Source organism: Cupriavidus taiwanensis (assembly GCF_900250115.1).
GTDB classification, from domain to species: Bacteria; Pseudomonadota; Gammaproteobacteria; order Burkholderiales; family Burkholderiaceae; genus Cupriavidus; species Cupriavidus taiwanensis_B.
Genome location: NZ_LT984804.1, coordinates 2,572,022 through 2,592,234, shown reverse-complemented (window position 1 = coordinate 2,592,234; position 20,213 = coordinate 2,572,022). Strand labels below are relative to the sequence as shown.

Below are 20,213 nucleotides of genomic sequence, written 5' to 3'. Positions count from 1 at the left end.
CCGGGACAGTCCATTGACTGTAGAAAACCGCCGGCAAAGTGCCAAGGCCGGGCTGGCGCCTAGCGCGCCTTGCGGAACGTCAGGTTGATGCGCAGCGGCCCCAGCAGCGGATGATCGCCGTCGGCGAGCGGCGCCACGCCGTGGAACGCCAGGCGCGATGGCCCGCCCCATACCACCACGTCGCCGTGCGCCAGCCGTACCCGCTGCGGCTTGTCGGCACGGCGCATGCCGCCGAACAGAAACACCGCGGGCAGCCCCAGCGACACCGAAACGATGGGCGCGGTGAAATCGCGCTCGTCGCGGTCCTGGTGCAGCGACAAGCGGGTGCCGGGCACATAGCGGTTGATCAGGCAGGCATCCGGCGCAAAGCCGGCAAAGCCCGCCTGCGCCGCCGCGCTGGCGGCCAGGTGACGGAAACTCGCCGGCATTCCGGGCCACGCTTGTCCGCTCAGCGGATCGAGCGGGTCATAGCGATAGCCGCGCGCGTCGGAGACCCAGCCGAGCGCGCCGCAGTTGGTCATCGCCACCGACATCTTCAGGCCGCCGGGGGTGACCATGTTCCGCCAGGGGGCCACGGCCACGATGGCCTGCACGTCGGCGAGCAGGGCTGCGGCATTGGCCCGTGCCGCGCCGCGCAGTACCATGGCGCCGTCGGCGGCGAGAGGCTCGATGGCGGGGCTGGTGGCGCGGTCTTCGGGCAGGTCGTCGAACAGGTCGAACGTCATGGTGGGGGAATGCTGCGGTGGCCTGGCGCGCTCAGGCGACCTTCAGTTCCAGCCGCTTTCCCAGCGCCCGGAACGCGGTTTCGATCGTGTCGATCTTGGTCGCATGACCAAGGTTGACAATGCGCTGCACTTCTTGCTTGCGGGTATGCAGCCGGCGTGCCAGCTCCGCCTGCGTCACACCCTGCGCGATCATCTCGTTGAGCAGCAGCACCTTTGCCGACATGCTTGCCGGCAGCTCGACCAGATGCTGGCCGCGCGCGACCTTCGAGGGCAGCGGCACCGGGCGGCCGTCCTCGAAATAAAACTCCATGGCCGTGGCCAGCGCATCAGCGGCCATCTCCTGGGCCTGCTCGATGGTAGCGCCACCGGTCAGGGCTTCCGGGATATCGGGAAACGAGACCGCAAAGCCGTCGCCGTCGGGGACGATGTTGGCGGGAAAACGCAGCATATTGGAACTTCTCCCACGTCAACGGAGCCTTGTATGGTAATCAATAATGCTTACCACTGCCAGCAGCCATCCTCAACGCTGCACTGCGTGCCGCCGGCTGTGCGCAGCGTCGGTGTACTCCCTCTCCCGCTTGTGGGAGAGGGTTCGGGTGAGGGCCAATGCTTCGACGAAGTGACGTGCGATGGTATGCCAGCGCCCGCCCTCACCCCCCTCTCCCGCAAGCGGGAGAGGAGAGAAAACCATCGGCGTGGCAAGCGTTGCCTTTGCAAGGCGCTCTCACGCAAACGTATCAATCTCCCCCAGCCCCAGCACACGCGCTGACCGTACCGCTGCACTGGCCGTTGGCACCGGCTCTGCCGCCGCCACCGCAGCGCCACCAAAGCTGGCTTGTGTGCGCCCGTGCCCAGTCCCCTGCTGTTGCTGCCCGTTGCCGTTGCCGGCCTGGCTGGCAAAGCCATCGGCGCCGACCGAGGTGTGGCCCAGCTGGATGCCGTTTTCCGACAGCGCGGTGCGCAGGTGCGGCAGCGCGGCTTCGACCGCGGCGCGCACGGCCTGATGGGGCGAGACGAATTGCGCCTGGGCCTGGTCGTTGACCACGTTGAGCACCACCTTGAGCGGGCCGAGGTCGGGCGGGTTCAGTTGCAGTTCGGCGCTTTGCTGGCCTTGCGTGCCCAGGCGGACCATCTGCTGGCCCAGGGCCTGCGGCCACTGGCTGTCGTGCAGCGGCGGGGCGACCATGGGCCGGCTGGCGGCAGCGGCGGCAGAGGCCGGAGTGGGTTGGCCGGCCATCGTGGCGGCCATGGCAGGGGCGCTGTCGGGGCTGGTCGCGGCGGTCTCGCCTGCGCGCGCGGCGGCGAACTGGCCGGCAGCGGTGCGGAAATCCTGCGCGGCAGGATTGGCGGCGAGCGGATCGGCGCGATGCTGGCCGAGACCGCTGTCGGGCCGATGCCCCGATCCGCCCGCGGAGGCGCCGGTGTCCTGGCCCGGCATCTCCCCTTGACGCACCGCCAGTGCGTCGCCCGCAACGGCCGGCGTGGCGCCGGCTGTGGCATCGGCGCTGGCGCCCGGCTGCAGCGCCGCGCGCTGCGAGGCGATGGTGGCCAGCGTGTCGGCGACCGACGGCGGCGCCGGCCGGGACCCGGCGGCGACCGCCTGCAACGGGTCGGGCAACGCGGTGCCGTCAGCCGGGCCTGCCGGGGTGCCGGCGTCGACCCGGGTTGGCGTGGTGGTATTGGTCGCGCTGGTGCCGCTGAGCGCTGCCTGCAGCGCCGCGGCACTGCCGGCGTCGGCCATGCCGGCGACAGCGGCGCCTGCCCCGCCGGCTGGCACGGTCGTGGGGTTTGCTGGCGCTGCGGCGGGGAGCATCAGCGCCAATGCGGCCGCTGCGGCGGCGGCATCCGTCGGCGTTGCCGTCGCCACGTCTTCCTTGTCCTGCTCCTGCTCGGCGGCAGCGGCCTTCTTGCCGCTGGCTGCGGCATGCTGTGGCTTGCCGGCGTCTGCCTGCGCGACAGCAGGCCGCGCCGCGGGTTTGTCGCGCGCCACCGTTTCTTTTGTGGCGGGCGCCGGTGCGGCCGCCTTGTGGCTGTCGCGGGCCTGCGACAGCGCGTCGCGGAAGCCGCTGGCGGTGTCGGCGCTGGCGCGCCGGGCGCCTTCCACCGCGTTGGCGGCGCTGCTGACAATCTGGCTGATATCGATCATGGGGATTCGCTACGGTGTGGCCTGGCGGGTGGTTGCCGCCCGGGCGTCGTTCAGGCTTCGCTCAGGCGGCTGGCTGCGGTGCGGGCCAGGCGCGCGGCGTATTCGTCGTTGGCGCGCTGCTCGCGGCGCGCGGCCACCTGTTCCTGCTTCGCTTCCGCGCGCGCGATCAGCGTGTCGAACGAGTTCAGGCGGCGCTTCTGGTGCTGCCAGCGGTTGCGGCCGGCCAGCAGGTCGGCCTCGGCCTTGGCCAGGGCCGCGCCCTGCTGGCGGATGGCCTGGTCCAGCGAATCGAGGAAGCGCGAGAAATCCTGCCAGCGGCTGGAGGTGATGCCCTGCGCCGCCACCACCTGCATGCGCTCGCGGTATTCCTGGCGGTACTGCGTGAGCTGGTCGAGCTGCAGCTGCGCCTGCGTGCGCAGGCCCTGCAGCCGCCCGAGCTCGCGCGCGGCGGCGTCGGTGTCGGTCTGGGCCAGGTCAGCCAGCGTGTTGAGCGGTGAATGCTTGAGCATGTTCACTCCTGTCGAAGAGGCTGTGCAGCGCGGCGATGGCGTCGGCGTAGCCGGCGCGCTCGTGGATGTCCTGCTGCAGGAAGGCTTCCATGCGCGGATGCAGCTGGATTGCCAGGTCCAGTTCCGGGTCGTTGCCGGGCACGTAGGCACCCACGCTGATCAGGTCGCGGTTGCGCTGGTAGCGCGACATCAGTTGCTTGAAGCGGCGCACCGAGCAGAACTGTTCATGCGGGATCAGCGCGGTCATGGCGCGGCTGATCGAGGCCTCGACGTCGATGGCCGGATAGTGGCCGGCTTCGGCCAGGCTGCGCGACAGCACGATATGGCCGTCGAGGATGGCGCGCGCTGAATCGGCGATCGGGTCCTGCTGGTCGTCGCCCTCGGTCAGCACGGTGTAGAACGCGGTGATCGAGCCGCCGCCCTCGGGGCCGTTGCCGGTGCGCTCGACCAGCGTCGGCAGCCTGGCGAAGACCGACGGCGGATAGCCCTTGGTGGCGGGCGGCTCGCCGATCGCCAGCGCGATCTCGCGCTGGGCCATGGCGTAGCGCGTCAGCGAATCCATGATCAGCAGCACGTGCTGGCCCTGGTCGCGGAAATACTCGGCCAGCCGCGTTGCATAGGCGGCGCCCTGCATGCGCAGCAGCGGCGAGCAGTCGGCCGGCGCGGCCACCACCACGGAGCGGCGGCGGCCCTCCGGCCCCAGGATGTTCTCGATGAACTCCTTCACCTCGCGGCCGCGTTCGCCGATCAGGCCGACCACGATCACGTCGGCGCTGGTGTAGCGCGCCATCATGCCCAGCAGCACGCTCTTGCCCACGCCGGAGCCCGCGAACAGCCCCATGCGCTGGCCGCGGCCGACGGTCAGCATGCCGTTGATGGCGCGCACGCCGGTGTCGAGCACGGTTTCGATCGGCGCGCGCATCAGCGGGTTGATCTGCTCGCCCGCCAGCGGCACTTCCATCGCCGCGTCCAGCGGGCCGAGCCCGTCCAGCGGGCGGCCCGCCGCATCCAGCACGCGGCCCAAAAGGCCGGCGCCGACCGGCAGGCGCTTGGAGCCGGGCTCGCGCGGCGCGCTGGTGCCGGCCGGTTGCGGCGACGGCTCCAGCGGGTAGACGCGCGCGCCCGGCAACAGCCCGACCACGTCGGACTGCGGCATCAGGTAGAGGCGGTCGGCACCGAAGCCGACCACCTCGGCTTCGGCGGTGCGCGGGCCGTTGCTGTCGGTGGTGAACTGCCCGGCGGGCAGCTCGATCAGGCAATCGCTGCCCACCGGCAGGCGCAGGCCCACGGCTTCCAGCACCAGTCCGGCGGCGCGCGTGAGGCGGCCGCAGCTGCGCTTGCTGTCGATCCCGGCGATGCCGGCGGCGGCGCCGTTGAGCGCGCCGATCCAGCGTTGCGTGTGGGCGTGCGCGGCGTCGCGGGTGTCCTGCGCGGTATCAGCCATGCGGCGGCTCCCATGGGTCGTCGCGGCCCAGCGCCCGCACCACGCGGGTCCAGCGCGTGGGCAGCGTGGCATCGCGCTCGCCGCTGGCGGCGCTGGCGATGCAGCCGCCGCGCGCCACCGACGGATCGGCGCGCACGGTCCAGCCCGCGGCGGCGAGTTCGCCGTGCAGGTGGGTCTCCACCAGCACCACGTCGTCGGGGTGCAGCAGCAGGCTGGGCGATCCGGACAGCGCCGGTTCGCTGGTCAGCAGCTCGCGCACCGCCGGCAGCAGGGCCGCGGGGTCCTGCGCCAGCGTCGCGCGCACCAGCTGGCGCGCGACGTCGAGCGCCAGCGACACCAGCGCATGCGCGACCGCGTCGTCGACCTTGCCCAGCGCGCTGCGGAAATTGCCGGCCAGCGCGTGCAGCTGCGCGGCCTCATTGCGGGCGGCTTCCAGGCCGCGCGCATAGCCTTCGCGATGGCCGTCGCCGTAGCCCTGGGTCTGGCCCTGGGTGTAGCCCTGGGCATAGCCTTCCTTGCGCGCGCCTTCGCGCATCGCGTCGAGGGCGGCAAAGTCGATCGGCGGCGGCGCGGGTTCGGCCGGTACGGCGGCCAGCGTCTCCAGCGGCCCGGCATGCCGGGGATCGAGCGAGCCCATCTGCCAGCGCTGCCAGCCGGCCGCACCGCCACGCGCGCGGCGCGGTGGCTCGAACGGCGCGAAGCCGCCGGCAGCGGCGGCCGTGCCGTTGCCCGCCAGGGAGGAGAGCGGATCCGCGCCCAGCGCGCGGCGCGCGTTCCCGCGCTCGGGGTCTGCCTCAGACATAGGCATCGTCGCCTCCGCCGATCTGCACTTCGCCCGCATCCGCCAGGCGCCTTACCACCTGCAGGATGGCCTTCTGCTCGGCCTCGACCTGCGACACGCGCACCGGGCCCAGCGCTTCCAGGTCCTCGCGCAGCATCTCGCCGGCGCGGGTCGACATGTTGCGGATGAACTTGTCGCGCAGCTCCTGCGGCGCGCCCTTGAGCGCGACGATGAGCGATTCGGTGGCGATTTCCTTGAGCACGCGCTGGATGCCGCGGTCGTCGACCTCGAGCAGGTTCTCGAACAGGAACATCTCGTCGATGATCTTCTGCGCCAGGTCGCCGTCGTGCAGCCGCACGCCGTCGATCACCGCCTCTTCGTGCGCCGTGCTCATCAGGTTGATGATCTCGGCCGCGGTGCGCACGCCGCCCATGCGGCTGCGCTTCAGGCTCTGGCCCGCCAGCAGCTTGGTCAGCACGTCGGTCAGTTCCTGCAGCGCCCCCGGCTGCACGCCGCCGAAGGTGGCGATGCGCAGGATCACGTCGTTGCGCAGGCGGTCGGTGAACAGCCCCAGCACCTCGGACGACTTCTGGCGGTCCAGGTGGATCAGGATGGTGGCGATGATCTGCGGGTGTTCGTCGCGGATCAGCTCGGCGATGGCGGTGGCATCCATCCAGTTCAGCGAGTCGATGCCGCCGCCCGGATCGCGCGACTCCAGGATGTCCTCGATCACCGACTGCGCGCGCTCCTCGCCCAGCGCCTTGTTCAGTACGCTGCGGATAAACGCACTGGAATCGACGTTCAGCGCCAGGTACTGCTCGGTCTCCGCGCGGAACTCGCCCAGCACCTCGGCCATTTCCTCGCGCGTGACCGAGCTGAGCGTGGCCATGGCCGAGCCCAGCTCCTGCACTTCGCGCTGCGACAGGTGCTTGAACACCTCGGCCGCGGCATCTTCGCCGATCGCCATCATCAGCACCGCGCTCTTCTGCAGGCCCGATTCAGAGATGCCCTTAGCGGTTGTCATTGCTAATCCAGTTCTTGATCACGCTGGCGACCAGGCGGGGGTCGCGCTGGGCGGCGTCGCGCACCAGCGCGAGGTCGCTTTCATACTTGGCGGCAAGCCGCAGGATTTCCGGATTGGCCGGCTCTTCCGGCGGCAGCAGCACCGCCTCGGTCTCGTCCCTGGGTTCCGGCGCCGGCAGCGGCGGCGCGGTGTAGCGGCGCAGGATCGGGCGCGCCACCTTGAACCACGCGAACAGCGCCAGCAATGCCAGCAGCAGGTAGCCGGCCAGGCTCTTGCCCAGCGCAATCATGTCGGGCTGCTTCCACAGCGGCAGTTCGGGCTCGGCCTTCTCGCGCTCGGCGGTGAAGGGGCTGTTGACCACGTTGATCGAGTCGCCGCGCTCGGCCGAGAACCCCATCGCTTCCCTGGTCAGGTTCTGGATCTGCGCCAGCAGCGCCGGCGGCAGCGGTTCGGCGACGAGCTTGCCCTTGGCATCGGCCTGCTGGCGGTAGTTGACCACCACCGCCACCGACAGCCGGCGCACGCCGCCCGGGGCCTGCTGCACGTGGCGCACCGAGCGGTCCAGCTCATAGTTGACGGTGGAGTCGCGGCGGTTGCTGCTCGGGCCGCTGGATGCGGTGGCGGTGGCGCCCTGCGCGGCCTGGCCAGGCTGGCCAGGTTGCCCCGCGGCGGGTGCGCCGGCCTGGCCCGGCGCCTGGCCCGCGCGCGGTGTCTGCGGCGTGGTCACGGGCGCGGCGGCGGCGGCGGGGGGCTGGTTCGACAGCGCGCCGGGCACGCCGCCCGGCGGGGTTGCGCCCTGCTGGGTCGATTCGCTGGTCTGCTGGCTGCGGATCGCGGTACGGCTCGGGTCCTGGTTGGGCTTGTAGCTCTCGTCGGTGTGCTCGACGATGGAGAAATCGACGTCGGCGGTGACTTGCGCGCGCACGTTGTCCTTGCCGACGATCGGCGTCAGGATCGTCTCGATGCGCTTCAGGTAGTTCTGCTCCAGCGCCTGCACGTACTTGAGCTGGGTGGCGTCGAGCATGCGCTCGTTGCCGGTGTTCGACAGCAGGTTGCCGTGCTGGTCGACGATCGAGATCGACTTGGGCGTCAGCTCCGGCACGCTCGACGACACCAGGTGACTGATCGCCGCCACCTGGCCTTCATCGATGGCGCGGCCCGGGTACAGCTGCAGCACGATCGACGCGGTCGGCTTCTGGCGCTCGCGCACGAACAGCGTCGGCTTGGGCATCGCCAGGTGCACGCGCGCGGACTGCACCGCGGCGATCGATTCGATCGAGCGCGCCAGCTCGCCCTCCAGCCCGCGCTGGTAGTTGACCTGCTCGGCAAACTGGCTGATGCCGAACTTCTGGTTGTCCATCAGCTCCATGCCGGCGGTGCCGCTCTTGGGCAGGCCCTGCGAGGCCAGCCGCAGGCGCGTCTCGTGCACCTTCTCGGCCGGCACCATCACGGCGCCGCCGCCTTCGGCGAACTTGTACGGCACGTTCATCTGCTGCAGCGACTGCAGCACCGCGCCGCCGTCGCGCTCGGACAGGTTGCTGTACAGCACCTTGTAGTCCGGGCCGCGCGACCACAGCACGCCCACCGCGATCGCGGCGGCCAGGGCTGCGCCGCCCAGCATCAGCGGCAGCTTCGGGTTGGCCTTGAGGCGCTCCAGCATTTCGGCCGGACGCCCGGGCATTGCCACTGCCGCGGTCATGCGCGTGCTCCGCATCCGGCACCGCGACGCTCGCGGCGGCACGGGCGATGCTGACCGCCTTGGTCGTCGGCGCGGCACACGGCACGGCTCACATTACGCTGCAGAGAAAACACGCGTACTCCCGAATCGATGGTTGTCTGGTCAATGCCGGCGGGCGGCGCGGGTCGAAGGCCCGCGCTCCTCCGGCACGGTGGCAATGATCGGCCAGACTTGAGCGGCACAATCCGGTGAATAGACCGGGTTTTCCGGCGGATTTCGGTCCATGGGCCGGCGCCGGCGGCGGGTACTCTGCGGGGGCTGAAACTGGCTGTGGAGCGCCTGCCGCAGCCCGGCAACCGCGCCAGCGGCGCGCCACACCATCCACCGAGCCGGCCCGCCGGCGCATGATCACCCACATGACCACACTCTCTTCCATCGAGGGCATGCTGCAGCAACTGCGCGGGATGTCCCAGGTTGCCCCGGGCAACCCTGCCAGCCAGTCGGCACCGGTTGCCGGCGGCGGCTTTGCCGGCGAACTGCAGCGCTCGCTCGGCCGCATCAACGCCGCGCAGGAGCGCGCCTACGGCCAGGCCGAGGCGTTCGAGCTGGGCAAGCCCGGCGTGGCGCTCAATGACGTGATGATCGACCTGCAGAAGGCCAATGTGTCATTCCAGACCGGCGTACAGGTGCGCAACCGGCTGGTGGCGGCTTATCAGGAGATGATGAATATGCCGGTGTAAGGCGAGTGCCTTGGCTGGAATAGGAAGCCCCCGGGGCGCGTAAGCGGCCGGGGGCTTTTTTGGGGGCGGGGTACCGAGGTTGATTTGTTTGTCGTGCTTGGCGGGCGTGGCTGTTTCGCCGGCGTAGCCGGCGACCTACTTCTTGTCCGAGCTACCTGGAGGCGCCTGGCGTTCGGGGGCGGATGGACGAACCCGACTTTAGGTCGGTGGCCGCCTGCTTATCACGCTATTGGTGGGACGCCTTCGGCTGCGCTGCGTGCGCTCCCTATCTCAGGTCAACTGCTCTGGCACGGAGTGCGTCGCTGCGCTCGCACGCGTTGTCGCGGGCGATCCCAAAGGATTTTCCCTTCCGCTTGTTTTCTCCCCTCTCCCGCTTGCGGGAGAGGGGCGGGGGTGAGGGCCGGCGCATCAACCGCATCAATCCCTGCGCATCCACATCATCCCCGGCATTCGACGATGAACAATTTTTTTGGGCCGGCGCTCAGGCCAGGCCCGGCGCGTCGGGATCCAGGCCGGATTCCAGTTGATAGATCCACGCCAGCAGTTCGGCCACCGCCACATAGAGCTGCGGCGGCACGTGGCGGTCGAGGTCGACCTGCATCAGCAGGTTCACCAGCGTTGGCGAGTCGTGGACGTAGACGCCGGCCTCGCGTGCGCGGGCGATGATGGCTTCGGCAACCACGCCGTAGCCCTTGGCGACCACGCGAGGTGCTTTGTCGCTGTGCTGGTACGACAGCGCGATCGCTGCGCCGCGTTGGTGTGCTGCGTCGCTCATGGCATTGCGCCTTGCGCCAGGCTGTCCCAGGTCTGCACGCTCAGGCGCTGCACGGCAATGCCATGCGCCTCGAGCTGGCTGCGCAGCTGCGGCCGCGCCGCGATCAAGCGCGCGGCCACGTCGGTTTCGGGCGTGGCCACGCGAGCGTCAAGACCGCCAGGGCCGAGGGTCAGCACCGCTTCGACCACGCCGAGGTTGGGCAGCTGCAGGCGCAGGCGGCTCGACCACGGCCGCGCGGCTTCGCCATGCCCGGCCGTGGCGTCCGGCTCCGCGCGCAGCAGTTCCCATTCCATCGGTACCCCGGGCCAGGCTTCGCCGGCAAGGCGGAACTGCTGCGTGGCGAGCAACTCCAGCTGCTGGCGGACCACACCTTCGGTGGCGGGATGGATGGCCGGGCCGGCGGCGGCCGGAGCGGATGGCGTACCGACATCCGATGCGCGCGCCGGCTGGCTGGCCAGGCTGTCCGGCGCGGCCAGGCGCCCGCCGGCTTCGGCTGTCGATTGGTAGGCCTGCGTGGCCAGCATGGCGGCCGAGGGGCGCGGCGCGGCCGGTTCGGCGGCGTCACCGCGGCGGTAGGCGGCCGTGGTCGCGGTGCCTTGCCGCAACGCCTGCTCGGCCGCCGCATGGCTGTGGGCCACGCGCGGATTGCCGGCCGAGGCCAGCGCTTCGGCCAGCACCTGCGAGGCCGGCAGCAGCGGCGGCATGGACGGCCGCGCCGGTTCCGCCCCTGCGCCGCTGCCGGCATAGGCCAGCTGCAGCGACGGCGGCGCGGCAGCGGCGCCCTGGCTGGCACTGGCCGGGACAGCGGGGCGGCCCGGTACCGGAACCTGCGCCTGCGGCTCCTGCCGCAGGCTCGCCAGCCCGCGCGCGCCGGCCACCCACTGCGCCAGGTGCGATTCATAGAACAGGCCGCTCTGGCCGACCGCATTGGCCAGGGCCGCGGCGGTGGCCTGCGCCGACGCCGCCGTGGGCGCCGCCGGCAGCAATGAGCCCTTGCTGCGCACCAGCTGGGCTTCGGCACCGTCCATCACAGCCAGGATGGCCCGCGCCGCCGCACTCAGCGATTCCTGCGTCGACGCGCCCGGCAGCAGGGCGCCCTGGCCGGGCATGGCATTGGGGCCGCTTGCCAGCGCGCTGTGGCGGATGGCCTGGCCGGTGGTGTTCTGGACATTGGACTCGGTCGCCTCGGCCACTGGCTGCAACGCCGCGACCTGGTCGACGGCGATGGCGGTGCGCAGGGCCTGGGGGTCCGGGGCCTGACCGGGTGCCAGGCCTGGCGGCAGGTGGATGCCGGTCATACGGGTCGCATGAATCAGGGATGGCGGGCGCTGTGGTCCGCCGGAACGAGGAAGCGGCGCTCAGTCTGCCTCAGGTGGTGGCGCCGGTCGTGGTGCCCGCCGTCGCACCATAGGCGGCGCTCAGCTCGAACTGCCGGCGCGAGCTGGTCAGCATGTCGCCGAGCCGCTTGAGCTGCGGCAGCGCCAGGTCGCGGATGCGGGCGTCGTAGGTCAGGATGCGGTCCAGCAGCTGGTAGCGCCGCATGCGCTCGGCATCGGAGAAGGGGGCGTCGTGGTCGAGCCCGCGCAGGCGCTCCACCTGGGCCAGGTAGGCTTGCTGCAAGGTGGTGACCGTGTCCCAGTCGGCGCCCTGCGCCGCCTCATGCATGCGCGCGGCCAGGGCGAGAATTTCCTCGTAGCAGGCCACGATCGGCGAAAACACTGGAGGGAAGGCCATTTTAGTTGTCCTGTAAGGCGGGTTGCCGCTCGGCCCCGGCGGCCGCGTCATCGATCTGCGCCCAGGCCGAGGCCAGGTTTTCCAGCAGCGCATCGACCTCGGTCAGCAGCGCTGCGTCGCTGCGCAGGTTGGCCAGCATCAGCCGGCGCACCATGTATTCGTACAGCGCTTCGAGGTTGGCCGAGATCTCGCCGCCGGCGTCGTGGTCGAGCACGGCGCGCAGGCCGTTGTCGATGATGTCGATGGCCTTGGAGATGGCATTGCCGCGCTCGGCGACGTTGCCGCCTTCCAGGTGGAACCTGGCCCGCGCGATCGCGGCGCGCGCGCCGTCGTACAGCATGGCGATCAGCTTGTGCGGGCTGGCGCTCATGGCACCGGTCTGGACGCCGACCTGGGCGTAGGCGTTGGCGGATGCGCGGGCGAACATGGCTGGGTTCCTTGTGGCGGTGGATGCGGCGGGTTATTTCTTGATGCTGTTGTTGAGCGCGTTGAACTGCTGCGTCAGGTAGCTGCTGGTGCGGTTCATCTGCGCCACCATCAGGTCCAGCTGCGTGAACTGGGCCTTGTAGCGGTCGACGGTGGCGGTGACGCGGTCCTGGACGCGGTCATAGTCGTCTTCCAGGTCCTTCAGGGTCTTGGTGATACCGTCCTGCGCTACCTTGAGCGCGCCGTCGGTCTTGCTCAGGCCTTCGATATAGGTGGTGGCGCGCTTGCCGATGCCGCCGTCGCCGGTGGTGCTGGAGAACAGCGAGGTGACCCCGCCGAGGTTGTCGTTCAGCGCCTTGGTCAGCCTGGCATCGTCCAGCTTCATGGTGCCGTCTTTCTGGAACGTGATGCCGACGTCGATCAGCGTGATGGTGCCGCCGTTGCCATCGTCCATCGCGCCGCCCAGCATCGAGCGCAGGCTCGACTGGATCGAGCGCAGCGTGCCGTCGCCGGTCAGCGCGGCCGACGTGCCGGCCTTGGTATCGAACGCCGTCAGCGACTTGGCGGTGCTCTGGATATTGTTGTACGCAGTGACGAAGGCCTGGATCGAGGCCTTGATCGCGTCGTTGTCGCGCGTCACTACCAGCGAGGAGGTGCCGGTCCTGGACAGGTTCATGGTCACGCCCTGCGCGGCGTCCACCACCGCATTGCTCTGGCTGACCACGTCGATGCCGTTGATCTTCAGCGTCGCGTTGGCCGGCGGCACCTTCTGTTCCATCTTGTTGGCGGCGGGCGCGGCGGCCGGGTCGAAGGCGACCACATTGTTCAGCGCCGGGTCCGTCGACGACACCCGCATGGTGGCCTGGGTGCCGGTCTTGTCCGAGGTCAGCACCAGGCGATACGGGCTGGCGCTGCCGTCATTGACGATGCTGGCGGTCACGCCGATGCCAGCCTTGTTGATGGCATCGCGCATGCCTTCGAGCGACGAGCCCGCAGGGATGGTGACTTTCTTGGTGCTGGTGGGGGCGCCGCCGGTGGCCAGTGCCTCGCCGAAGTCGAACACCAGCTCGCCGCCGCCGATCGCAGCCTTCTGATCGGCGACGTTGCCGCTGACCAGCGACTGTGCGGTTGCCAGCGTGTTGACGGTGATGGTGTAGTTGCCCGGCACGGCATTGGCCGCGGTGGTCACTGACAGCACGTCCGGCGTGCCGACCGTGGCCTTGACCGCGCCAAAGGTGGCGGCGCTGGACAGCTTGCCGGCGGCGGCCTTGTAGGCGTCCAGCACGCTCTGCACCTGGCTGTAGGCGGACAGCCTGGTCTGGTAGCTCTTGGCCTGCGTGTTGATGGCCTCGAGCGGCACCTGCTCGGCCTTCTGCAGCTGGTCCAGCAAGGTGCTCAGGTCCAGGTTGGAGCCGATGCCGATGGAGGAGATCGTTGCCATTCTTATTGTCTCGTCTTCAACTGTTGATCAGGTCTCAGGCCGCCTGGCTGACGAACAGCCCCTGCAGCTTGTCGATGGCGCGGGCGATGCGCAGCACTTCTTCGGTGGGCATCTGCCGGATCAGGTCGCCGGTTTCCTTGTCGATCACCTTGGTGACGACGCGGTGCGTGGCCTCGTCGATCTCGAAGCGCAGGCCGATCGAGGTGGTCCTGAACGCTTCGACCAGCTCGCCGATCGCGGCGGAGGCGGCCCCGGCCTGTGCCGGGCCATTGAGGGCGTCTTCTTCCGGCGCGCGCAGGCCGGCGCGTGCGGGGCTTGCCGTCGTGCCGTGGGCCGGCGCGTCGGACGGCAGGCGCACTGCGGTCGGGTTCACGGTGGGAAGAAGCGCCATGCTGTGCTCCGTGGACGAGTGGCGGGTTCAGGTTGAAACGCTTGGCAGGCAGTGGTCTGCCTGCGAAACGCTCCAGCGCGTTGCTGGCGCTGGCAAAAAGGCCGGGCCTTGCGGCCCAGCCTCGTATGCCAGTCTGCGGATGCGATTAACGCAGCAGCGACAGCACGTTCTGCGTGGTCTGGTTGGCTTGCGCCAGGACCGAGGTGCCAGCCTGTTGCAGGATCTGCGCGCGGGTCATGTTCGACACTTCCGTGGCATAGTCGGCGTCCTGGATGCGCGAGCGCGACGAGGACAGGTTGGTCACGGTGGTGCCCAGGTTGGCGATGGTCGAGTCGAAGCGGTTCTGCACGGCACCCAGCGAGCTGCGCAGGTCGTCAACGATCTTCAGGGCCGCGTCGATCTTCTTCAGCGGGTTGACCGTCGAAGCGCCGGCGAACTCGGGCGTAGCGCCGACGCCGCTCAGGACGATGTTGGCCGTGGCGGCGTCGTCAACCGGGGCAGCGCCCTCGTTGGTCTTCGCGCTTGCCGCAAGAGTGAAGTTACGACCCTGGACAGTAGCGTAGGCGGTCACAGCACCAGTGCTGCTCACACCGACCTTGACCAGTTGGTCGGCAAGGTTGGTGGGAGCCGTCACGCCGTTGGTCGGGTCAGTGAAGGTGAGGTCGGCCTTGTTCAGAACGACGGCACCAGTGGTGTCATCAACGGAGGCGGAGTAATAATCGTCGCCGGACTTGACGACGAAGTCGGCGGTGGCTACGCCATTTGCATCCAGCACATTGTGCAGGCTAAGGCTGCTAGCAGCGACGCCCAGATCCGTTGCGGCTGCGGACAGATTCGCTGCCTTCGGCGTGCCACCGAGGTTGGTCTGGGTGATCGCTTCGCCAACGTTCAGGGCGTTGCTGCTCAGGCTGAAGCCCTTCAGGCCCAGCGTTGACGAATCGATCTGCTTCAGGTCGATGGTGATGGTTTCGCCGTCGTTGGCGCCAACCTGGATGGTCAGCGGCTTGGCGTTGCCCGACAGGACCTTCACGCCGTTGAAGTCGGTCTGCTGCGAGGTGCGGTCGATTTCCGACAGGCGCTGCGAGATTTCGTCCTGGATCGACTTCAGGTCCGAAGCCGAGTTCGAGCCGTTGGCGGCCTGCACGCTCAGTTCACGGATACGCTGCAGGTTGTTGTTGACTTCGGTCAGCGCGCCTTCGGTGGTCTGCGCCAGCGAGATGCCGTCGTTGGCGTTGCGCTGGGCTTGCGTCAGGCCGCGGATGTTGGCGGTGAAGCGGTTCGCAATCGCCTGGCCGGCGGCGTCGTCCTTGGCGCTGTTGATGCGCAGGCCCGACGACAGGCGCTGGATCGCCGTGTTCAGCGACGATTGCGAAGCGTTCATGTTGTTCTGAGTCATCAGAGACAACGAATTGGTGTTAATGACTTGCGCCATGGTACGACTCCTATATGCAAAGTTTTGGGCATTCCGGCTAGTGCCGTAACGTTGGCGGCCTGCTTTGCAGGGCGTAGAGTGCCTCCGTTGCTTGGGTTATCGACCGGGCAAGGCAAAGGTTTAGAGTGATCTCCGCGAGAGTTTCGCGGGGTGGCGGCAGGGCGGTAGGAGGCGCCGTACGGCGGCGTGGGCGGAGGTGGAAAGGGGGGCGACCGTGCGCCGGCCTAGCGGCGCTTGCGCGTGCGCGGAATATAAAGCGGAACAAAGTCCGGCGTGGCGGCAAGCTCCGGCGCCACCACTGCCGCCTCGGTCGCATCCGCCGACATCACCAGGCAGATGGCGCGCTTGTAGACCACCGTGGGCTGGGCGTCGTCGGGGCGCCGGCCGAGCAGCAGCACGAAATCGTCGGCGGCCAGCACCAGCCCGTGCAGCCGGGCGCCGTTGGACAGGTGCACGATCACCGGGGACTGGGTGATGCGATAGGCGGCGAATTGCTGGGACTGCAGTTGCCGTCGGCTGGTTTGCTTGGGCCGGATTTCCTTCTTCTTCACAACGACTCCGGAAGAGCCCGCAAGGGTTCTGGCGGCTGATAACGGTCCGTTGGCCGGCAGCTTCGGGTGCGGCACGGCCTGGGCGGCAGGGGAAACATCCGCTCTCGGTAACGGCGACCGGACTGGCCGCCTGGATTGCGCCGAGACCCGGCCCCGCATGCGGGCCCCGGAATATCGCGCAATGGCCGGCGGTTGGCGCTGCCAGAAGAGAAGAGGAATACTTCAGCGGTGAGGGTAACAAAGTTTTACAAGCGTTAACGGAGGGCACCCGCGCGCATGATGTAGATGCAACGCTCTACCAATGTTGTTGCTTTTTTCTATGTGTTGAGGTAGGGCGCGGCGGCCGGGTGGGCAAGCGGGGGCGCGCCTGTGGCCGGCAAGGACAGGCGGCAATGGGCTGGCAGGGGATTTGCCAGCCTCTGCAAGAAGTAACCTGAAAATGATTTCAGGGGCAGAAATGCCAGAAAAACGCAGCAGCGGTTTCGCGCTAGGGGAATCCCCTGATAGAAGCGGGATTTACACCTCATGTAAGCGCGTTTATATTCGTCACAAGAGCTGTTTGGCTCGAGCAGTCCTGGAAAGCCTACGAGCACCCCGCGCGTGGGCTTCTTTTTTTGCCCGCGTCGTTGGAATCGCGCTCTGCGGCGCCTGGCGACGGTCGCATTAGCTGACCGGCCGTTCGGAATGCCGAGCCACATTTAACGCCACTTTCTGGCCATCCGATTCCCTGAAATGCGGGGGATTCTGGCGCTAATTCTGTTTTCTCGGCCAAAAGCGTCCGCTGATCGGCCCGGGTGGGGCGCCAGGCACGGCGTCAGCGGCCGGTCCGTCCTCAATCGCTCAACCCGTCCGGGCCTCCGCGCCCCGCGCGACGCGTCGCCGGGCCCGTGCGGCCAGGCCAGCGCCCAGCGCCCAGCGCAGTGCCGGGGCGAGCACATGCATGCCGGCCAAGGCAGCGGAGCGGCGCACCGATGGCCCGTCCAGTTCGAGCTGGCGGCGCGCCCAGGGTGGCAGCAGCGCGATGCCGGCGTCGACCATGATGCTGACCGCCGGCTGCAGCAACGGATTGGCCACCGGCATCTTCCTGACCAGCCGCACCACTTCGCGGGTGCGCTCGCTGGCCAGCAGCGCGGGCCGCATGGATTCGAGATAGGCCGCCACGTCGGCGCGCGAGCGCGGCACGTCGGCCGCCCCGAGCAATTGCGCGATGCGGGCCACCTCGGCGTAATAGCGGTCCTGCTCCGCAGCGCCGAGCGGGCCGACATAGCGCAGATAGCCCGCCAGGAAGCTCGATACCTCGGCCACGTGCACCCAGGTGAGCAGTGCGGGGTCCGAAGCCGCATAGGGGCGCCCGTCCGGCGCCACGCCGGAAACGCCGGTATGGATGCGCCGCACCCGATCGATCAGCGCCATGGCGTCCGCGCGGCTGCCATAGGTGGTGCCGGCAATGAATTGCGCGGTGCGGCCGAGGCGTCCCTGCATGTCGGTGCGAAAACTGGAGTGGTCCCATACCCCCGCCAATGCCAGCGGATGCAGGGTCTGCAGCAGCAACGCGCTGACCCCGCCGGCCAGCATCGCAGGGAAATCCGCATGCACGCGCCAGCAGACCGCTTCCGGGCCGAACAGGCCGGGGTCGCCGGGCGGGTTGTCATAGTCGAGGCTCAGGCCCGAGTTGCTGCGGGTCAGCGCGCGCACGTGCGCACCGGCTTGTTCACGCAGTCTCGCGGAGAACTGCTGCAGCGGGCCGCGGCGCTGCGGCCTGGCGCTGCCCGGGGCGGGGTCGGTGACGCTGGACAAAGCGGGAACTGCCTGGAAGGCGAGAGGGTTGGAGGGATGGGGTCAGGGCCAGCATACACGGGATGGCGGCGACCTGCGCGAGCCAGCCACCGCGCCCCGGCCGCAAAAAGGGCCGGAGCCCCATTCGGGGTTCCGGCCTGCCAATCTCCGGCGTATGCCCCTGCGTCAGCACCGCATGTTGCTCACGCACATACCCGGATAGCTGCCTTGTTGTAGCGGCTGGGTGTTACTGCTGGCGTTGTCCGCCTTGTCCGCCTTGTCCACCTTGCTGGCCACCCATCTGCCCGCCCTGGCCGCTTTGCTGGCCGCTGCGCTGGCCGCTTTGCTGGCCAGGCTGCGAACTGCCGCGGTCCTGCTGCTGTTGTTGGTCCTGCATGCGGTCCTTGTCGCCCATCTGCCCGCCGCCTTGTTGTCCCGGTTGCTGCTGGCTGCCGCGTTGGCCAGTTTGCGATTGTTCATGCTGCTTCTGGCCAGATTGCGATTGGCCCGACTGCGATTGACCCGGCTGTTGCTGCTGTCCCATTGCTAGCTCCTTGACGCGGCGAACTGCCGCAGACCTAGCTTCGCAATCGCCATGCCAAGCACGACAGCGCCGCCACGCCGCCTGAGCAGGCGCGGAAGCGCGCGATGCGCCACGCGCGCGCCGCGGCGCTTTTACAACGCGTGGCCCGTTTTACACAGCATCCCGCGCGCCGCCATGGGCATGACCCGGGCCGGCGTCCGGGTATGGAGCTTGCTGAAAAATGCCTTGCCAGTGGCGCCGTTTGCCCGGCCGGCAGCGGTGTGCGCTGGACCGTCTCAAGGAGAAAGCCATGCGATTTTCCCGAACCACCGCGCGCACCCTGCGCATGGCCTGCGCCGCGTCGGCGCTGGCGGCGGCTGCCGGTAGCGCGCTGGCGCTCGACAAGAGCGGGCTGATCTTCGTTGCGGCCGACGATGCGCCGGTGGCACCGGTCAACTCGGCGCCGGGCATGCCCGGGCGCCCCGATCCGGCCACCAGCGCGGCCACCAGCGCGGCCAACAGCGCGGTGACCGGGGCCGACCAGGCCAGGCAAAGCCTCGAGGACAGCGCCATCACCACGAAGATCAAGACCCGGCTGCTCGGCACCAAGGAGCTCAAGGCCACCGGCATTCATGTGACGACGCAGCAGGGCGCGGTGGAGGTCAGCGGCACGGTGCCGACGCAGCAGCAGCATGCGCTTGCATTGAAGACGATTCGCAGCGTCGAGGGCGTGACGTCCGTGAATGACAAGCTAAAGGTGTCGACGCGCTGACCGGTGGGCGATCTTCGGCCTGTTCACTTCATTGAGGTGCCGGCCCTCTCTCCCGCCCTCTCCCGCAAGCGGGAGAGGGAGCCCCAGGCGGGAGTTTTTTGCGGCAGTGTGGCCAGCCTCGTGCGTTCAGGCTGCGCGCTTTCTGCCGGTCGTGCCGGCGCTCTTGCGCGCGGCTGGCGCATGCGATTCACCCTTGGCGGGCGCGCGCTTGCTGCCTGCGGTTTTTGTGCCGGTACTGCGCGTGCGCTTGGCCGGCGTGGCGCTGGTGCGCTTCGCGGCGGGCTGCTTGCGTGCGGCGGCGTGCCGCGCGGGGGGCTTGCGGCGCGCCGGCTCGGCTTCGGCTTCGGTCTCGGCCTCAGTCTCGTCTTCCTGCTTGCCCTTGCCGCGCTTGCCCAGGCTCTGGCGCAGCAGCGCCACCATGTCGATGACCTTGGCGCCCTGGCGCGGGGCTTCTTCCTCTTCCGCGGGCGGGGTCAGCTGGTGGGTCTTGCCGGACTCGATCTTTTCCTCGATGCGCGCCATCAGGTCGTCGCGGTAGGTGTCGCGGTACTGCTCCGGCGCCCACTCCTCGGTCATGTCGTCGACCAGCTTGGTGGCCATCTCGATCTCGCGCGCGTGCGCGCCGGTGGGCTTGCCGCTGGCGGCCTTGGGCAGGCGCAGCTCGGCGATCGGCAGCACCTCGTCGGCGAAGCGCATGGTGTTCAGCACCAGCGCATCGTCGTGCACCAGCATCGCCGCCAGGTGCTGGCGCGCGCGCAGCACCACCAGTGCCAGCGCGGCCTTGCCGGTGCGGCGCATGGTTTCGTGCAGCAGGGCATAGCCGCGCTCGCCCCGCTTGTCGGGCTCGAGGTAGTACGGGGTGTCGAAGTAGTACGGCGGAATGCTCTCGGCATCGACAAAGCTGACGATGTCCACGGTCTGCGTGGCCTCGACATTGGCCCGGCGGAAATCTTCCTCGTTGAGCAGCACGTACTCGTCCTTGGCGTACTGGTAGCCCTTGACGATATGCTCCTTGTCGACCGGCTTGCCAGTGCTCTTGTTGATGCGCTGGTAGCCTACCGGGGCCATGTCGCGCACGTCTAGCAGGTCCAAATCGAGCGACTGGCTGCGCGACGCGGGGCGCAGGACGACGGGGATGTTGACGAGACCGAAGGCGATGGCGCCTTTCCAGATGATGCGAGACACTTGATCGCTCCTTTGCCACGGGCGCCGGCGCGTTGCGGCGGCGGTGGCGGCATGTCGCCCGGGGGCGGGTCTTCCACGGGTTGGGGCGGGCCCGGCGGCGGCTCCGGCGGCGGGACTTCGGGCTCGCGGGGCGGGATGTCGGGATCGGGCGTGGTATGCA

The 20,213-nt window shown here is 69.2% G+C and carries 21 protein-coding genes; 3 read left to right on the top strand and 18 right to left on the bottom strand.

What is annotated here, in order from left to right; genetic code table 11:
* Positions 1 to 59 precede the first annotated feature (59 nt).
* The 8 genes from alkB to fliF all read right to left on the bottom strand — a co-directional run bounded on the left by alkB (position 60) and on the right by fliF (position 8,328).
* Positions 60 to 725, bottom strand: a complete 666-nt coding sequence (gene alkB / locus CBM2586_RS28235; RefSeq protein WP_115691145.1) for a DNA oxidative demethylase AlkB — start codon at positions 723 to 725, stop codon at positions 60 to 62.
* Between the two features lie 31 nt (positions 726 to 756).
* Positions 757 to 1,173, bottom strand: coding sequence for a type II toxin-antitoxin system HicB family antitoxin (locus CBM2586_RS28230; protein WP_115691143.1), 417 nt, complete (start codon positions 1,171 to 1,173; stop codon positions 757 to 759).
* A 276-nt stretch (positions 1,174 to 1,449) separates the two neighbouring features.
* Positions 1,450 to 2,871, bottom strand: a complete 1,422-nt coding sequence (locus tag CBM2586_RS28225) for a flagellar hook-length control protein FliK (protein ID WP_115691141.1) — start codon at positions 2,869 to 2,871, stop codon at positions 1,450 to 1,452.
* 50 nt (positions 2,872 to 2,921) lie between these two features.
* The gene (gene fliJ, locus CBM2586_RS28220; protein ID WP_115691139.1) at positions 2,922 to 3,380 is read right to left on the bottom strand and encodes a flagellar export protein FliJ; all 459 of its coding nucleotides are present in this window, start codon (positions 3,378 to 3,380) and stop codon (positions 2,922 to 2,924) included.
* Positions 3,346 to 4,824, bottom strand: a complete 1,479-nt coding sequence (gene fliI / locus CBM2586_RS28215; protein ID WP_115691137.1) for a flagellar protein export ATPase FliI — start codon at positions 4,822 to 4,824, stop codon at positions 3,346 to 3,348. Before fliI ends, fliJ begins: the two co-directional genes overlap by 35 nt.
* Entirely contained in the window at positions 4,817 to 5,632 is an 816-nt protein-coding gene (fliH, locus tag CBM2586_RS28210; protein ID WP_115691135.1) for a flagellar assembly protein FliH, read from the bottom strand. Before fliH ends, fliI begins: the two co-directional genes overlap by 8 nt.
* Positions 5,619 to 6,629: a flagellar motor switch protein FliG gene (fliG, locus tag CBM2586_RS28205; RefSeq protein ID WP_018005565.1), complete on the bottom strand. Its 1,011-nt coding sequence runs from the start codon at positions 6,627 to 6,629 to the stop codon at positions 5,619 to 5,621. Before fliG ends, fliH begins: the two co-directional genes overlap by 14 nt.
* Positions 6,616 to 8,328: a flagellar basal-body MS-ring/collar protein FliF gene (fliF, locus tag CBM2586_RS28200; RefSeq protein ID WP_115691133.1), complete on the bottom strand. Its 1,713-nt coding sequence runs from the start codon at positions 8,326 to 8,328 to the stop codon at positions 6,616 to 6,618. The genes fliG and fliF overlap by 14 nt, the downstream gene beginning before the upstream one ends.
* A gap of 395 nt (positions 8,329 to 8,723) precedes the next feature.
* Here fliF and fliE point away from each other — a divergent pair, with 395 nt between their 5' ends.
* Positions 8,724 to 9,047 (top strand): flagellar hook-basal body complex protein FliE, encoded by a 324-nt coding sequence (gene fliE, locus CBM2586_RS28195; protein ID WP_115691540.1) that lies wholly within the window; start codon positions 8,724 to 8,726, stop codon positions 9,045 to 9,047.
* Between the two features lie 481 nt (positions 9,048 to 9,528).
* Here fliE and CBM2586_RS28190 read toward each other — a convergent pair whose 3' ends face one another.
* The 9 genes from CBM2586_RS28190 to CBM2586_RS28150 form a co-directional block, all read right to left on the bottom strand.
* A complete protein-coding gene (locus tag CBM2586_RS28190; RefSeq protein ID WP_115666052.1) occupies positions 9,529 to 9,822 on the bottom strand; it encodes an EscU/YscU/HrcU family type III secretion system export apparatus switch protein in 294 nt (97 codons plus the stop codon).
* Entirely contained in the window at positions 9,819 to 11,120 is a 1,302-nt protein-coding gene (locus CBM2586_RS28185; protein ID WP_115691131.1) for a flagellar hook-length control protein FliK, read from the bottom strand. The genes CBM2586_RS28190 and CBM2586_RS28185 overlap by 4 nt, the downstream gene beginning before the upstream one ends.
* Positions 11,121 to 11,190: 70 nt before the next feature.
* Entirely contained in the window at positions 11,191 to 11,556 is a 366-nt protein-coding gene (locus CBM2586_RS28180) for a flagellar protein FliT (RefSeq protein ID WP_115691129.1), read from the bottom strand.
* Position 11,557: 1 nt separating this feature from the next.
* Positions 11,558 to 11,983, bottom strand: a complete 426-nt coding sequence (fliS, locus tag CBM2586_RS28175; protein WP_115691127.1) for a flagellar export chaperone FliS — start codon at positions 11,981 to 11,983, stop codon at positions 11,558 to 11,560.
* Positions 11,984 to 12,016: 33 nt separating this feature from the next.
* Positions 12,017 to 13,423: a flagellar filament capping protein FliD gene (gene fliD, locus CBM2586_RS28170; RefSeq protein WP_115666056.1), complete on the bottom strand. Its 1,407-nt coding sequence runs from the start codon at positions 13,421 to 13,423 to the stop codon at positions 12,017 to 12,019.
* Between the two features lie 34 nt (positions 13,424 to 13,457).
* A complete protein-coding gene (locus tag CBM2586_RS28165; RefSeq protein WP_115691125.1) occupies positions 13,458 to 13,814 on the bottom strand; it encodes a flagellar protein FlaG in 357 nt (118 codons plus the stop codon).
* Positions 13,815 to 13,959: 145 nt separating this feature from the next.
* The gene (locus tag CBM2586_RS28160; protein WP_115691123.1) at positions 13,960 to 15,246 is read right to left on the bottom strand and encodes a FliC/FljB family flagellin; all 1,287 of its coding nucleotides are present in this window, start codon (positions 15,244 to 15,246) and stop codon (positions 13,960 to 13,962) included.
* A 224-nt stretch (positions 15,247 to 15,470) separates the two neighbouring features.
* The gene (locus CBM2586_RS28155) at positions 15,471 to 15,797 is read right to left on the bottom strand and encodes an RNA chaperone Hfq (protein ID WP_115666059.1); all 327 of its coding nucleotides are present in this window, start codon (positions 15,795 to 15,797) and stop codon (positions 15,471 to 15,473) included.
* 840 nt (positions 15,798 to 16,637) lie between these two features.
* The gene (locus CBM2586_RS28150; protein ID WP_115691121.1) at positions 16,638 to 17,594 is read right to left on the bottom strand and encodes an oxygenase MpaB family protein; all 957 of its coding nucleotides are present in this window, start codon (positions 17,592 to 17,594) and stop codon (positions 16,638 to 16,640) included.
* Between the two features lie 247 nt (positions 17,595 to 17,841).
* On the opposite strand from CBM2586_RS28150, the gene CBM2586_RS28145 reads away from it, so the two are divergent.
* Positions 17,842 to 18,123, top strand: a complete 282-nt coding sequence (locus tag CBM2586_RS28145; RefSeq protein ID WP_181924349.1) for a hypothetical protein — start codon at positions 17,842 to 17,844, stop codon at positions 18,121 to 18,123.
* Positions 18,124 to 18,406: 283 nt separating this feature from the next.
* Positions 18,407 to 18,868 carry a BON domain-containing protein gene (locus CBM2586_RS28140; RefSeq protein WP_115666061.1) on the top strand — a complete coding sequence of 154 codons (462 nt, stop codon included), beginning with the start codon at positions 18,407 to 18,409 and terminating at the stop codon, positions 18,866 to 18,868.
* 126 nt (positions 18,869 to 18,994) lie between these two features.
* Here CBM2586_RS28140 and CBM2586_RS28135 read toward each other — a convergent pair whose 3' ends face one another.
* Entirely contained in the window at positions 18,995 to 20,053 is a 1,059-nt protein-coding gene (locus tag CBM2586_RS28135) for a Ku protein (protein WP_115666062.1), read from the bottom strand.
* Positions 20,054 to 20,213 lie beyond the last annotated feature (160 nt).